At 44.1% G+C, this 14,706-nt stretch carries 12 protein-coding genes; all 12 read right to left on the reverse strand.

Features of this window, described 5'->3' with window-relative positions; translation table 11 throughout:
* Nucleotides 1-147 precede the first annotated feature (147 nt).
* The gene (gene nusB / locus WSWS_RS06220; protein WP_070230458.1) at nt 148-564 is read right to left on the reverse strand and encodes a transcription antitermination factor NusB; all 417 of its coding nucleotides are present in this window, start codon (nt 562-564) and stop codon (nt 148-150) included.
* Nucleotides 564-998, reverse strand: a complete 435-nt coding sequence (locus WSWS_RS06225; RefSeq protein WP_070230459.1) for an Asp23/Gls24 family envelope stress response protein — start codon at nt 996-998, stop codon at nt 564-566. The genes nusB and WSWS_RS06225 overlap by 1 nt, the downstream gene beginning before the upstream one ends.
* Before the next feature lie 92 nt (nt 999-1,090).
* A complete protein-coding gene (gene efp / locus WSWS_RS06230; RefSeq protein ID WP_070230460.1) occupies nt 1,091-1,654 on the reverse strand; it encodes an elongation factor P in 564 nt (187 codons plus the stop codon).
* A 142-nt stretch (nt 1,655-1,796) separates the two neighbouring features.
* Nucleotides 1,797-3,140 (reverse strand): glucose-6-phosphate isomerase, encoded by a 1,344-nt coding sequence (locus WSWS_RS06235; RefSeq protein WP_070230461.1) that lies wholly within the window; start codon nt 3,138-3,140, stop codon nt 1,797-1,799.
* A 120-nt stretch (nt 3,141-3,260) separates the two neighbouring features.
* Nucleotides 3,261-4,295: an aldose epimerase family protein gene (locus WSWS_RS06240; RefSeq protein ID WP_070230462.1), complete on the reverse strand. Its 1,035-nt coding sequence runs from the start codon at nt 4,293-4,295 to the stop codon at nt 3,261-3,263.
* A 154-nt stretch (nt 4,296-4,449) separates the two neighbouring features.
* Nucleotides 4,450-5,412, reverse strand: coding sequence for a GRP family sugar transporter (locus tag WSWS_RS06245; RefSeq protein WP_070230463.1), 963 nt, complete (start codon nt 5,410-5,412; stop codon nt 4,450-4,452).
* A gap of 216 nt (nt 5,413-5,628) precedes the next feature.
* Entirely contained in the window at nt 5,629-6,678 is a 1,050-nt protein-coding gene (locus tag WSWS_RS06250) for a HAMP domain-containing sensor histidine kinase (protein ID WP_164699453.1), read from the reverse strand.
* A gap of 78 nt (nt 6,679-6,756) precedes the next feature.
* The gene (locus tag WSWS_RS06255) at nt 6,757-7,482 is read right to left on the reverse strand and encodes a response regulator transcription factor (RefSeq protein WP_070230465.1); all 726 of its coding nucleotides are present in this window, start codon (nt 7,480-7,482) and stop codon (nt 6,757-6,759) included.
* A 363-nt stretch (nt 7,483-7,845) separates the two neighbouring features.
* The gene (locus WSWS_RS06260) at nt 7,846-9,312 is read right to left on the reverse strand and encodes an ABC transporter substrate-binding protein/permease (protein WP_070230466.1); all 1,467 of its coding nucleotides are present in this window, start codon (nt 9,310-9,312) and stop codon (nt 7,846-7,848) included.
* Nucleotides 9,313-9,471: 159 nt separating this feature from the next.
* Nucleotides 9,472-10,710, reverse strand: coding sequence for a cytosine deaminase (gene codA, locus WSWS_RS06265; RefSeq protein ID WP_070230467.1), 1,239 nt, complete (start codon nt 10,708-10,710; stop codon nt 9,472-9,474).
* Between the two features lie 83 nt (nt 10,711-10,793).
* Nucleotides 10,794-12,866 carry a DNA topoisomerase gene (locus WSWS_RS06270; RefSeq protein ID WP_070230468.1) on the reverse strand — a complete coding sequence of 691 codons (2,073 nt, stop codon included), beginning with the start codon at nt 12,864-12,866 and terminating at the stop codon, nt 10,794-10,796.
* An 81-nt stretch (nt 12,867-12,947) separates the two neighbouring features.
* Nucleotides 12,948-14,510: a ribonuclease Y gene (gene rny, locus WSWS_RS06275; protein ID WP_070230469.1), complete on the reverse strand. Its 1,563-nt coding sequence runs from the start codon at nt 14,508-14,510 to the stop codon at nt 12,948-12,950.
* Nucleotides 14,511-14,706 lie beyond the last annotated feature (196 nt).

Raw genomic sequence — 14,706 nt, forward strand, 5'->3', positions numbered from 1 at the left:
AAAGCGAGCTACCGTAACAATACGATATCCCGCCAATCATCTACTCTAAATGAAAGTTGATTTACCCGCAGATGAAAATCTACAAGGTGAATGACGGGATGCCATTACTTCTTTTCTCTAACGGAATATAACTATACTCGCTTATCTTTAGAACGTCAATACTTTTCCTAAAACGCCGTTGATAAACTTACCTGACTTCTCATCAGAAAATTCTTTGGCCAAGTTCAAAGCTTCGTTAACCGAAATCTTAGCAGGAGTGTCTGTGTAACGGGCTTCGTATATTGCCAAACGTAATAAGACGACATCGATCAAATTTAAACGATCAAGGGTCCAACCGTCCGCCAAGTTTTCAGCAATCAACAGGTCGATCTCATCTTGATGTGCCAAAACAGCTGTCACCAAGTCAATCAAGTCAGCAGGTAAAGCACCCTCCCACTTAATTTCTGGATCACCAGCCATGACTTGCGCTACTACTACTTCCAAATCAGCATCTGGATTCATTGACAAGCCAAATAAAGATTGTAATGCACCTTGACGTAACTGGTGTCGATTTAAACTAGCCATTACTTATCCCCATTCGCTTCTGTCTTCTCACCAAACAAATCATTTGGATCAATTGATACTTCAGGCTTCAATGAAACGACGCCGGCAATGTGCACATTAACCATATCCACATGCAATTCAGTCATAGCCGCCACTTGATTGGCAATGTGTTCTTGAATCTTATGAGCTACCTTAGTGACGCTCACCCCATAATTCAAATCCACATAGACATCAACTTCCAAACCATCGGCAGTTTGGCGCATTTCGACACCCTTACCGTGGACATGACGTCCAAAGGCTTCCTTGGCGCGTTCACTAATTGAACCACGCAAACGAGCAACCCCTTCGACTTCTTCTGCTGCCAAGCCGGCAATGATTTCTAGCACGCGTGAATTCACTCGCGTTTCACCGTTTGCTTCGCCCTCATGAGCAAGTAAAATTGTCTCTTCAGCCATGTTTTTTACCTCCGTTTGATGTCAATTAACGTCATCTCTAACAAAAAGCACCGGCCGGCAACCGGTCGGCGCTTTTACCATCTAATAAATAATTAGGCACGTGCTGAGTAAGTTCCACCATTATCAGTGTTCACAACCAACTTGTCACCTTGGTTAACAAAGTCAGGCACTGTGATCACAAGGCCTGTCTCCATAGTAGCAGGCTTACCACCACCATTAGCAGTAGCACCCTTGATACCAGGTTGTGTTTCAGTAACTGTCAATTCAACAGTCTTTGGCACTTCAACACCCAATAGTTCGTTACCATAGTAGGTAACCTTTACTTCAGTACCTTCCAACAAGAACTTCATAGCATCTTCAATCTTGTCAACAGGAATCGCTACTTGATCGTAAGTTTCCATATTCATGAACACACGGCTATCACCATCAGCATATGAATATTGCATTTCTGAAGTTTGGATATCAGCTTCTTCAAACTTATCACCTGGTCGGAAAGTATATTCGTTAACCGCTCCGTTACGCAAGTTCTTTAACTTTGAACGCATGAAGGCGCCACCCTTACCTGGCTTAACGTGTTGGAAGTCCAACACCTTCCAAATACCATTGTTATATTCAATGTGCATTCCGTTCTTAATATCATTCATTCCGATTGACATGATTCATATCTCCTAGAGTTTTCTTGAAATCTATTTTTCAAAACAGCTATAAAGGCCGTTTCTCCATCACTTTACAATATTACCAGAAGTTTAATAAAAAAACTAGTTATGCCCTGATTTTTGCATAACTAGTATCATTTTCTTACAAACGTGCCCGTAATTCAGCCGTCAATTCTTCATAACCTGGCTTACCAAGCAAACCAAACATATTCCGCTTATAGGCTTCAACACCTGGTTGATCAAATGGGTTGATACCATTTAAGTAACCAGAAATAGCCACAGCAACCTCAAAGAAGTAGATCACATAACCCAAATGGTAGGCATCTTGCTTTTCTAATTCGACAACCATATTTGGAACCCCACCGTCAACATGGGCCAACATGGTCCCATCTGAAGCTGTTCGGTTCACATAGCTCATCGTCTCACCTTGCAAGTATCCCAAGCCATCCTCAGCATCCATTTCTGGAATAACCACATCTGACACGGGTTCAGTCACACGTAACAAGGTTTCAAACAAATTACGCCGACCATCCTGGATATATTGTCCAAAGGAGTGCAAATCGGTCGAGAAGTTTCCGGTAGCTGGGAAAATTCCCTTACCATCCTTACCTTCAGATTCACCCTGCAATTGTTTCCACCATTCACCAAATTGCACTAACGTTGGTTCATAGTTGATCAATAACTCTGTGACATAACCCTTGCGATAGAGAATATTACGATAAGCCGCGTACTGGTAAGCTGGATTCTCGGCCAGCTTAGCTGAGACCAACTCACCTTCAGCTTGAGCAGCACCAGCCAGCAAAGCCTCGATATCACCACCACCAACTGCAATTGGTAACAATCCTACAGCAGTTAACACTGAGAATCGACCACCGACACCATCAGGCACCACAAACTTTTCAAAGCCCTCGGCATCAGCGAACGACTTTAAAGCGCCCTTATTGGCATCAGTCGTGGCATAGATGCGTTCGCGAGCACCCGCAACCCCATACTTTTCTTCCAACTTTTGCTTAAACACTCGGAAAGCAATCGCTGGTTCTGTCGTCGTACCTGACTTTGAAATCACATTCACTGAAAAATCGCGCTCACCGATCACTTTGAGCACTGAATTCAAGTATTGGCCCGAGATGTTATTCCCCACAAACAACACCTGCGGATAATCACGATCACTATCGGCGTACGCATTGACGAAATAATCATTCAAAAAGTCTAATGCCGCACGAGCACCCAAGTATGATCCCCCAATACCGATCACCACCAAAACCTTCGAGTCGGCTTGGATTTTCTTAGCTGCAGCTTGAATACGGCTAAATTCTTCACGATCATATGCTGTTGGCAAATGCAGCCAGTCGGTATAGGCCGCACCTACCCCAGTACCCTTGCGTAGCAATTCATCGGCCACCGTCACCATTGGTTGCATCATTGCTAGTTCATCTTCAGAAACAAACGATGCCAACTTACTAGCATCAAAAGTCAAAGTACTCATCACTACATCTCCATTCATAATTGGTATAGTCCAATTATACATCATTAACCGCTAAATGAAAAGCAAGACTGACGACAATTCTCACAATCTTCACAGTCTTACCCAGTCACCTTTCACGCATCAGATGTTCTTGAAAACATAGCGTGTTTCATAATGCTTTTCAACACCCGCTGGCAAGACAATATCCCCAAATTCCGGATGATGAATCGCGTCAGACAGGGTTTGTGCTTCCAAAGCCACACCGTTAAAGGGGTTTTCAGCCAAAAACGCGGCCTGGTCTTCGTACTTATCCACGTCAGGATTCGTAATAAAGAAAATCACCCCATTACGATCCGTTGACACCTCAACAGTCCGTCCTGAAACGGGATCGGTCAAAATAGCTGCCGGTGCATCCGTTCCAGTGGCCACTTCAAAGGCATCATCAAACTTGGCATCAAAAGCATCCGTCTCTAACTTCGCAATATTATCACCGATTTTAGTTTTCGTTTGGAAGTCAAACGCTGTTCCAGCCGTCTCTAAGAGCTTACCTGTTGGCAACTGGTCAGGCCGAAATTCTAAATGGCGCGATGCATTCAGCTGTAGCTCTAACTCGCGCGCATCGGCACCTAAGCCAGCCATATTAAAGTAAACATGAGAGGTTGGGTTGTACAATGTGTCCGCATCCGATGTGGCCCCAAAGTCCAACTTAACTTCATCATCATCCGTTAGGGTATAGGTAACCGTGGTCTTGAGGGTGCCTGGAAAATGGTCTTCAGCCTCAGTCATCGTGGTAGAAAACGTGACCGAATTGTTTGCTTCATCAACAGTTGCAATTTCCCAATTTTTGTGTGAAAAATTCTTTTCCCCGCCGTGCAATGTGTTTGCACCCTCGTTCGCATCCAAATGATAGGTCGTACCATTTAAGTCGAACTTGGCTTGGTCTAAACGACCACCTACCCGGCCAACGATATTACCGAGGTAATAGTCATTATCCAAATAGCTAGCAACATCATTGAAACCCAATACCAAATCCACACCAGCCGCTGTTTTGAAGGACTGCCATGAAGCCCCCCACGAAACGAGGCCAAGCTGATGACCATTCGCATTAGTGATGACCACGTGTTTAATTGTTTCACCTGCTGGAGTATTACCAAAATCAGTTACTGATACTGTCATGTGAGATGCCTTCTTCCATATACTAAGATATTTTACACCTTCATTTTAACATGTAAACGCTTCCACGACACGTCGAATCTGATGTAACAATAAAAAAAACGATTACGTCATCCCCGACGTAATCGTTACTTGTTGATTGCTAATTAATATACAATTACAAACTCTTCAAAACCGAAATCATGATACCACCGATCACAACCAGGATGGCACCGATGACGATAAACACCATTTGACGTGAGGTTTTCTTCTCGCCCAAGATGTAGATACCACCAAATGTTCCAACGATGATCCCCATTTGAGAAAGGGTGGTCGCAACTGCTTGACCAACGTTAGGGTTAGCAGCTGAGATAAACATGAATACGTTTCCCAAAGCCCATACTAAACCAGTAACAATGTTACGCCAAGTAGCGGCTTGGAACATCGTCTTACCTTCCTTCATAAAGAAGATAACGATGATGAAGGCACCCAATACTTGACCAATTGATTGTGGTCCCACGATTGAAGTCATGTAGTACAATCCTGTGTCATGTGGTGCAGCCTTAGTTGCAGCTGAGATGTAACCCACCTTAGCCAACAAATTAGGGAAGACGAAGTACATCATGTATCCCAAAGTTGAGATGATAACTGCGATCAAACCACCGCGGAAATCATGCGCTGGATTAACTTCAGCCACGCTTGACTTTGAGTCAGGCAAAGCAGTGAAAACCGCACCAACGATAACTGCGACAATGGCTATTGAACCAAACAACCACATACGACCAGTTGTCCATTCGCCCAAAACAGCCGCTGCCATAATCGCGTTGGTCGCGATTTGACCAGCTGTTGACAATGGGTTACCAACTGAGACACCCAACTTCTTGAATCCAACGAATTGACCAGCTGTACCAACAGCCCAGAACAATCCTGAAACAAAACCAACGACCCAGATACGACCATTAAAGGCAAAATCTGAACCAGCTGTTGGCAACACGTAGAAAAACATTGTTGCCAAACCAAAAAGCAAGGCACCGAACGTCATCCCCAACGTTCCTTGAGCGGCTGTGCCGCCCATCTTGCTCGTAACAATACCAGTTGATCCCCAAGCTAACGCTGGAATCAACGCAATAAGAATTGACATAAATAATACCTCTAAACAAACTCTCTAATAATCAACGTTATATATACTATCATGATGTAAACGTTTTCACAAGTGATTTGTTCAAGGTTTTGCCAACTTAAATTAAATTAATTCAAAACAAATCTAATTACACGTTAATTGCCTATAATAGTTATAATTTAATATAGTGATTGAAGTGTAACTTTTTTACATCGAACCTTAAAATTGTAATGAAGATCACTGATTTTCCGGCAAGTCAGGGAGAGTCACCGCAAAAATAGTGCCTTGACCAACTACCGAGTGCACACTGATTGTGCCACCATGAGCTTGGACTAACTGGCGGACAATTGCCAGACCGAGGCCGGTCTCACCGCTTTGGATGCGGGTTGGATCAGCTTTATAGTAAGGTTCCCAAATTTTGGTGACTTGTGCCGATGTCATCCCAATGCCTGTGTCGGAAATGCGGATGAGCGTCTGGCGCGCCTCACGCCAAGTTTTAATTGTAATGGTGCCATTTGCTGTGAATTGAATCGCATTATTGACCAGATTATATAAAATTTGAATAAAATAATCTTGATCAGCGTGGATAATCACTGGCGCAGCCTGCTCGTAAATCAGGTGGTCCTTTGCTAGACGCGCCTTATCGGATAGTTGGTCAATTAACGCATTGATCAACGGCGTCACATCAAACGTTTGCCGTTGCAATCGGATCTGACCCTGCTGTAAGCGCCCATAATCCAGGGTGTGCTTCACCAGACGTGCTAGACGATCAGCTTCATTTTTAATCATGGCATAGGCATGTAACTTATCTTGTTCAGCAATCACATCATATTGAAGTCCTTCAACGATACCCGAAATCGTCGTCAAAGGGGTCCGCATTTCATGCGCAGCATTGGCCATCAACGTCCTATATTGGGCTGTTTGCGTGTCAATTTCCTGTTTTTGGTGGGTCAAAGTATTCGACAAAAGATTAATCGCCTGGGCCAAATCGCTGATTTCATCATGACCGTTGGCGGCTAGTGTCGTTTTGTAATCACCCCGCGCGATGCAGCGCGTGCCTTCCTGGATCGTTTGCAACCGTTTGCTGAGCCGCTGCACGCTAACCATCCCCAAAATACTCACCAACAGACCGACCATCAAAAAGATCATCACTAAACTTTGACAAAAGTGACCTAACTGACTTACCACCACCATGTGTGCTGTCAGTTGCATTAAAAGAAGTCCGGCAGCGAACAACACAATCATGATGATCGCGATAAACGTTAACATTTGTTGTCTTAATCTCATCATCAACTCTCCCTGATATCAGACTGCATTAACAAAAAAACGAGGACCACGCTAGCCCTCGTTCATTTTGCTCTTGATTTAATCAGCGCCATTTACACTAGAATCGTCGAATTTATAGCCCACACCCCACACAGTCTGAATCACTTGGGGGCCAACTTTTTCAATTTTTTGCCGTAATTTTTTGACGTGCGCATCAACAGTGCGTTCATCACCAAAATATTCATAATCCCAAACCAATTGCAATAATTGTTCACGCGAGAAAACTTGCCGTTGCTTCCTGGCTAAAGCGCGTAATAAGTCAAATTCCTTGGGGGTTAAATCTTGAATCAATTGACCATTCAAGTATGCTTCCCGCGTTGATGAATTTAATTTCATTGTACTGGTAACCACATCAAACTCTTCATGAACATCAACCGGACCAATCGTGCCGTTCGCGATTTCAGCACGCCGGTAGATTGCTCGCATCCGTGCAATTAATGTGATTGGTGAAAAAGGCTTTGTGACGTAATCATCTGCGCCCATTTCCAGTCCGAGTACTTGATCGGATTCTGTGTCACGCGCGGTTAACATCATAATGAGGACTAGTTTGGAAACCTCACGGATTTTCATTGCAACTTGCATCCCATCTAATCCCGGCAAATTTAAATCGAGTAAAATTAAATCCCAAGACTGTGGGGCCGCATTAAAGGTGAGCACTGCATCGTTGCCATCAGTGACATAAGTCGCTTCCCAACCTTCTTTTTTGAAGAACATACTCATCATTTCTGATACGGATGTATTATCTTCGACCATTAAAATTCTCACCAGTATATCCACCTTAAATTTATTTAGTATGATTTTAATTGCTTTGCTAATGCTAAATTGGCGTCGCACTAATTATTTGCAACGAATTAAATTCTCAGATGATTTAAATTCATTCTAATTTGTAGCAGAAAAACTAAGATTCTCTCACAAAATCTATCGGTCCTTCAAAAAAACATCACACCATGTGAAACTTTTCTCTATATGCCACATTTTACTCCTTTTACCATTATTTGGTCTGACAATCAGACGTTTTCCACGATTTGCACAATGTCTGCAGTGCTTCCCGTCTGGGGGTTGACGCATCCGCCTTTAAACGCTAAAAAAGCAGCCAATTGCAAACAATCAGCTGCTTAATATTGATGACTAATTTGACTTAGCTAACTTCTTTTCCGCCAAATTCAACAAACGACTCAAGACGAATGTCAACGTAAAGTAGATCAGGGCCGTGATCATCAATGGCAAGAATGGCTTAAATGAGACACCTTGAACCAATGACGTCTGGAAGGTCAACTCACCGACACCGATAACAGATACCACTGAACCTTCCTTGATAACGGTCACGAACTCATTACCTAATGCTGGCAGGATATTCTTAACCGCTTGCGGCAAGACCACATAGCGCATCGCTTGCTTCTTTGACAAACCAAGTGAACGAGCGGCCTCGGTTTGTCCCTTGGCAATTGAATTAATACCAGAACGAATAATTTCTGCGACATACGCAGCCGAGTTCAAAGACATGGCGACTGCACCAGCGACGAAGCCAGCCACATTCAACCCAATCAATTGGGTACCGAAAAATACGATGAACACTTGGATTAGCAAAGGCGTACCACGAACGAACTCAATGTAGACATTCGCGATGGCCTTTAATACCCAAACATTTGAGGTCTTCATCAAGGCTAACAAGGTTCCCAAGATGGCACCAGCTAAGACACCGATTACGGCTAGGCCTAATGTGTAACCAGTTCCCTTAACAAAGTATGACCAGTACTTATCAAAAAAACTTTCCTTCTTATTAAGCAGAGCAATTGCGTCACTCTTCCAACCTTGCAAAGGCGCACCTACCACATCATTTTTGATGATCTGATTAACTTTAGCCTTCAAAACAGGCGAATTTTTAGGCATGGCAATTGTTGAACCATTTGAATTAGATGGCAACTTGACCTTTGAAACCGCAAATTGGCTTGATTGTTGCAGATAAGTATCCGCTGTTGTTGAAACAACAACCATTCCGGCGACTTTACCCTGTGCCACTTGGGTTGCTTGATCAGTCACTTTCTTCAAAGCCACAACCTGAGCGCCCTTCATTGTAGCCTTAGCGATGTCGTATTGCGTAGAAGCCATTTGTGCGACGACCTTCTTGCCTTTGAAATCAGCAGCCGTTTTTAATGAGTTAACATTGGTCTTCTTGACCAACATCACGTTCTTATCCTTGAAATAAACATTCGAGAAATCGACCACCTTAGCACGCTCAGGGGTCGCTGTCATACCGGCAATGACCATATCAACCTTACCAGTTGTGACCGCACCTAACAAAGCATCGAAACTCATGTCTTCAATTTTGATTTTAACACCTAATTTTTTAGCAATCGTGCGTGCCATCGTCATGTCAAAACCAACAATTTTATCCTGCCCATTCACCGTAGAATGAAATTCATATGGTGCATAGTCGGCAGAGGTTCCAACAATCAGCGTCCCCCGCTTTTGAATTTTTGCCCAAGTCTTGTCGGTGGTTGCCGCATTCGTTGTACTCGAAATACCCACCAAGCTCATCAATGTTGACATTACAATCAACAGCGTCATCATTAATGTACCAATTTTCTTATTCATAGACGTTCTCTCCCAATCCAACGATCGCTTTTGATCGTGTAACTTTATTCATTAATTGATGTATTTTAGTATATTATCCTTTGTAATTTTATGCAACAACTTCTTTTGTTTTTGCATAAAATATACAAAAAAAGCTCTGCTTCATGCAGAGCTGTTCGTCTAATCAACATGTAATTGAATTTCAGCTGGCTTAGTTTCCACCAAGATATGACCGTTATGGATTGAATAGAGAACCTCTGCCCGTTCATTCAAGGCATTATAAAAGTTATCGCTATTCATAATCAAGAACGAGGCTGGCTTACCCACTGCAATCCCATAATGATCTTGCACGTTCATCGTCCGTGCGCCATTATGGGTCACAAATCGGTACGACTGCATAATTTCAGAGTAACCCATAATTTGCGTGGCATGCAGACCCATATGCAAGGAATCTAACATATTACCATTCCCCATTGGATACCATGGATCCTTAATATCATCTTCTCCAAAAGCTACATTAATCCCGTTAGCATCCAACTCCTTTACCCGTGTCAAACCACGACGCTTTGGATAGGTGTCAAAACGACCACCAAGATACATGTTGATTAAAGGATTCGACACAAAGTTGATGTCCGCCAGCTGCAATAAGCGCATCAACTTATAGACATAAGCATCATTATACGATCCCATGGCTGTCGTGTGTGAAGCAGTCACCTTTTCCTTTAGACCCGTTTCTAAAGCCAGTGTGGCTAACGTTTCCAACCCGCGCGATGCCGGATCGTCAATTTCATCCGTATGTGCATCGATCATCAAATGGTACTTTTTGGCTAACTCGGTCACAAAATGTAAAGATTCAACCGCGTACTCCCGGGTAAATTCAAAGTGTGGAATGGCACCCAAAGCATCAACCCCTAATTGAGCAGCCGTTTCCATGAGTTCCTTACCATGTGGAAATGACAAGATGCCCTCTTGCGGAAACGCGACCAACTGTAATTCCATCCATGGTTTAACTTCTTCACGCACCTCTAGCAATGCCTTTAACGCAACTAACTCCGGGTCCGTCACGTCCACATGTGAGCGAACAAATTGCAAGCCATGCGCCGCCTGAATTTTTAGCGTTTGCAGCGCACGCTTTTTAACATCATCATGGGTGAGCGTTTGCTTGCGTTCTGACCAAATCCGAATCCCATCAAACAACGTCCCCGTTTCATTCCACTCAGGATCACCCGCAGTTTGCGTTGAATCTAGATGCACATGCGGGTCAACAAACGGTGGAATCACTAACTTACCCGTTGCGTCGATAACTTTCTCATCCTGCAATGGGGCTAAATGCGTTGCAATTTCAGCAATGCTGCCCTCAGTGACGCGAATATCCTGTAATTCAGCGTTATTTTCAATTGATACTTGCTTAATGAGCATGTCTATCTCCATTGATTACATTTAGTTTTTCATCATTATATCAAAAAAGGGCCACCCTCACGCGAAACCCCTTGCGTTAATCACTATTTTGATGACTTGCGTGGTTTAGGATTCAACTTGAACCCATAGAAAGTGGCCCCTTTAAAGGTTTGCTTGGCTAACTTACCGGTTGCCGTATATGATTTGCCACGCTTACTTTTTGACGCAAACGAGATTTCCTCGCCACGTAATAGACGAGCAATTTCTTCATCCGTAAAGGTATGATCGCTCCAAGTCTTAGCAAAGGCCACTTCCTGCCCTTGCCAGACACCGGTGACTTTTTCCACTACTTTGCGTGGCTTGGCTGCAACTGGTTTCGGTGTCCCTAATTTTGGCGCCAGCTTATCCGCATTGGCCACCATAATCGGCATATCGTGTTCAACGACTTTAGTCACCGAATCTAATAATTCTGTCATTGGCATTTTAAATTCCCCGACGGCATGCATCATATCAAACAGTCGCTTGGTAATTTTTGGCGACGCAATCCAGGTATCCGCCACCATGATGGCGGATACATAACCTGTATCAGTCAACGTTAAACGCCCACGGGCTTCCTTCATCATAGAACCAGGCCGGGTCATCTCAGACAAAGTTGAGACACGGGTCGCTCCAGTACCAACATTGTGTTTCTCCAAAAAAGCCATAATCCACTTCGTAGAGGGGTGCGTTGGTTTCTTGTTGGCCCCTTCTGCTAGATAAGGCTGGGCAGTTGGCCCAACTTCTTTGGATGTTGGGCTACTTTCTTGTTCATCATCCGTTTGATAGGTTGCGTAGGTGTCGTAAACTGCTTTGTAATTCAACGCCACTGGCACATTAAACATGGTGACAAACTCTGGATAATCCGCCAAATTAGCAGTCACGTGATCATATATATAGTTTTCAGCTAACGTTGCTAAATAATTTTTCGCCAGTGTCTCATAGATTGCTGGTCCACTCTTACCATATTTACTCAATTCGCCTAATGTTGCTGGGATCTTGGAACCAGGACGATTGGCTCCGTGCGAACCTTCATTACGCACATGCGAGCCAAATCGGGGTTCCCGATGGGTCAATAAATGACGATCTACGCCAACAACGGCAGCAATTTGATCAATCAGCGGTAACAATTCAAAAAATTGTCCCGGCGTGACATTCTTATCTTCTGTCCGCGGATAAGAAACAATTTGGGCCTCATACATCTTCTGATAAGTCGTTAACACCTCTTTGGAAGCAAATCCCTTAGGGGCCAACACAGCCGCTAACCCGGCCAAATCCAAGAGCCGGCCCGGAATTTGCGTTTTCTGCTCATGTTTTTCATTAACAACTGGTGATTCGTGGAAATTTGCTAAATCGCCTGTGCCAGCCGTCTTATTTGGGTAGCGCCAGGGGACGATGTCACCTTCAGGCAACTTGCGCCCATAAATATGACCTGCTGGGTCTTTAAACTTGACTTCAAAGAACGGGGTCTTCACATAACTGGCAATCGCTTCAAGTTGATCATAAACCTTCCAAACAATCACTGACTTCAACCGACCTTCGCGGGCCACTACTTTGAAGCCCGCCTTCTTCGCTGCAGTCGTGGCAATGCGCGTCAGTTGCATCGATGCAAAGTCCCAACGACTACGACTTTCACCTTTGACATAATCACCGTCACGCCATTGGTCTGATACGTCACGAAGATGATTCATCGCCGCTTGAATGCCCCGCTTAGACTCATCTAAAAAGTTAGCCCGCAGAACTTGACCTGACCAACGAATTGCATTAATCGCCTCCCAAGCCAGCAACTCCCCTTCACCAGAGGGATCGGTATCTGTCGCAATGATCAACGCGTCATAGCCTGATCGCGCTTGTCGGCGTAAATCGTCCAATAATGCTTTGGTGCCATTGCGGCCTTTGATATATGTACGCGACCAATTCATCTGTGAAAGATCCCATGGTAATCGTTTCAACGCCCAAGATTTATATGCGGTCGTCAGGTCAGCCGGGACCATCTCCTCAGGTTCCTTGAACTGCATCACATGACCACGCAAATTAGTGATGGTGTAGTCGAAATCTGCATAATGACCACTCTGTCCCCCTAATGCTTTGGCGAAATTTTTGGCCGCACTAGGCTTTTCCGTGATGATGAGATAGCGCATGGTTATTCCTCCACTTCGATCAGTCGTAACGTTTGTATTGATAACAAAAGGCCACCCAGCTTCCTGAATGACCTCCTTGCTTTATTTAGCGTATTCAATTGAGCGTGATTCCCGGATAACCGTGACCTTAATATGACCAGGGTAATCCAAATCATGTTCAATTTGTTCTTTGATGTCGTGAGCCAAAACTTGACTCTCCAAATCAGACACCGCGGCTGGTTCCACCATCACTCGAATCTCACGACCAGCTTGGATCGCAAACGACTTTTCAACACCATTGAAGGCATTTGCAATACCTTCAAGTTGTTGTAGTCGTTGAACGTAATTTTCAAGTGATTCTGAACGAGCACCAGGTCGGGCAGCTGAAATTGAATCAGCCGCTGCGACCAAGACAGCGATAATTGACTCAGGTTCGACATCCCCGTGGTGAGAAGCAATTGCGTTAATGACAACTGGCTTCTCATGATACTTGGTCGTCAATTCAACGCCAAGTTCCACGTGTGAGCCATCAACTTCATGGTCGATGGCCTTTCCAATATCGTGTAATAATCCTGCGCGCTTGGCAAGCGTAACATCTTGACCTAACTCGGCAGCCAACATGCCAGTTAGTTTTGCAACCTCAATTGAGTGAACTAACACATTTTGACCATAACTAGTACGGTAATTCATGCGTCCAATCGTCTTAACCAAATCGGGATGGATATTATGCAATCCCAAGTCGAAGACCGTTTGTTCACCGACTTCACGAATATGCTCGTCCATCTCCTTGCGAGCCTTATCCACCATCTCTTCAATACGAGCTGGGTGGATACGACCATCTGCAATCAACTTCTCCAAGGCATTCTTCGCAATTTCACGACGAACCGGATCAAATCCACTCAATACGACCGCTTCGGGAGTATCATCGATGATCAGATCAATCCCCGTCACCGTTTCGATAGCCCGGATATTACGACCCTCACGACCAATGATGCGACCCTTCATGTCGTCATTTGGTAATGTTACAGTCGATACAGTCGTTTCAGCGACCATATCGGCAGCCGAACGCTGAATAGCTTGCACAACCAAATTCTTGGCGCGCTTGTCTGCTTCAGCAGCCGCTTGCTCTTCGCTCTCCTTGATCATGACAGCACGTTCCTTGACAAGAGACTCCCGCGTTTCACGCAAGATTTTCTCACGCGCATCTTCACGAGATAACTCGGCGACTTCTACTAACTTTGCTTCACGCGCGGTTACTAATTCATCAGCCCGGTGTTCCTTATCGTGGACACTTTGTCGTTGTTGATCAAGTTTCTTTTCTTTCTCCACAATCACGTCTTCACGCTTTTGCAAAGATTCATCTTTACGATCCAGTACAGATTCACGGCTTACCAAGCGCTCTTCTTGTGTCTTGACTTCACTACGACGTTCAGCCAAATCACGTTCGAGACGATCTTGATATCGTTGGCTTTCATCACGGGCCTCAACCAGAGCAGTTTTTTTCAACTGTTCGGCATCGATAACCGCTTGATCCGTGATATCTTGTGCTGTTTTATTTGCTAGTTGCAACGCGTTGTTAATCTTAATCTTAGCAACGGTATATCCAACCACAAATACAATTACGATTGCGACAAGCGACAACAGGATGACCATTGCAATGTTCATCTTTATCTCCTGTCTGTTAAGTTAATTATTAAAGTCAACTTATAGTTTTTTGCGCTTATTAACACTGTTTAATCATAAGAAATTTTTATGGTATTGTCAATGAAACACATGCATTACATATGTAGAGTTTAAAAACCCTTGATATATAAAATAAAAAAATCGCCATTGCCAGCTCAGGCAATGACGAAGCATTCTC

Source organism: Weissella soli, from assembly GCF_001761545.1.
Lineage (GTDB): Bacteria > Bacillota > Bacilli > Lactobacillales > Lactobacillaceae > Weissella > Weissella soli.

What these genes read in the sequence shown, in the direction of transcription:
- nusB (WP_070230458.1), bottom strand. Translation starts at nt 564, where the DNA reads ATGGCTAGTTTAAATCGACACCAGTTACGTCAAGGTGCATTACAATCT.
- WSWS_RS06225 (WP_070230459.1), bottom strand. Translation starts at nt 998, where the DNA reads ATGGCTGAAGAGACAATTTTACTTGCTCATGAGGGCGAAGCAAACGGT.
- efp (WP_070230460.1), bottom strand. Translation starts at nt 1,654, where the DNA reads ATGTCAATCGGAATGAATGATATTAAGAACGGAATGCACATTGAATAT.
- WSWS_RS06235 (WP_070230461.1), bottom strand. Translation starts at nt 3,140, where the DNA reads ATGAGTACTTTGACTTTTGATGCTAGTAAGTTGGCATCGTTTGTTTCT.
- WSWS_RS06240 (WP_070230462.1), bottom strand. Translation starts at nt 4,295, where the DNA reads ATGACAGTATCAGTAACTGATTTTGGTAATACTCCAGCAGGTGAAACA.
- WSWS_RS06245 (WP_070230463.1), bottom strand. Translation starts at nt 5,412, where the DNA reads ATGTCAATTCTTATTGCGTTGATTCCAGCGTTAGCTTGGGGATCAACT.
- WSWS_RS06250 (WP_164699453.1), bottom strand. Translation starts at nt 6,678, where the DNA reads ATGAGATTAAGACAACAAATGTTAACGTTTATCGCGATCATCATGATT.
- WSWS_RS06260 (WP_070230466.1), bottom strand. Translation starts at nt 9,312, where the DNA reads ATGAATAAGAAAATTGGTACATTAATGATGACGCTGTTGATTGTAATG.
- codA (WP_070230467.1), bottom strand. Translation starts at nt 10,710, where the DNA reads ATGCTCATTAAGCAAGTATCAATTGAAAATAACGCTGAATTACAGGAT.
- WSWS_RS06270 (WP_070230468.1), bottom strand. Translation starts at nt 12,866, where the DNA reads ATGCGCTATCTCATCATCACGGAAAAGCCTAGTGCGGCCAAAAATTTC.
- rny (WP_070230469.1), bottom strand. Translation starts at nt 14,510, where the DNA reads ATGAACATTGCAATGGTCATCCTGTTGTCGCTTGTCGCAATCGTAATT.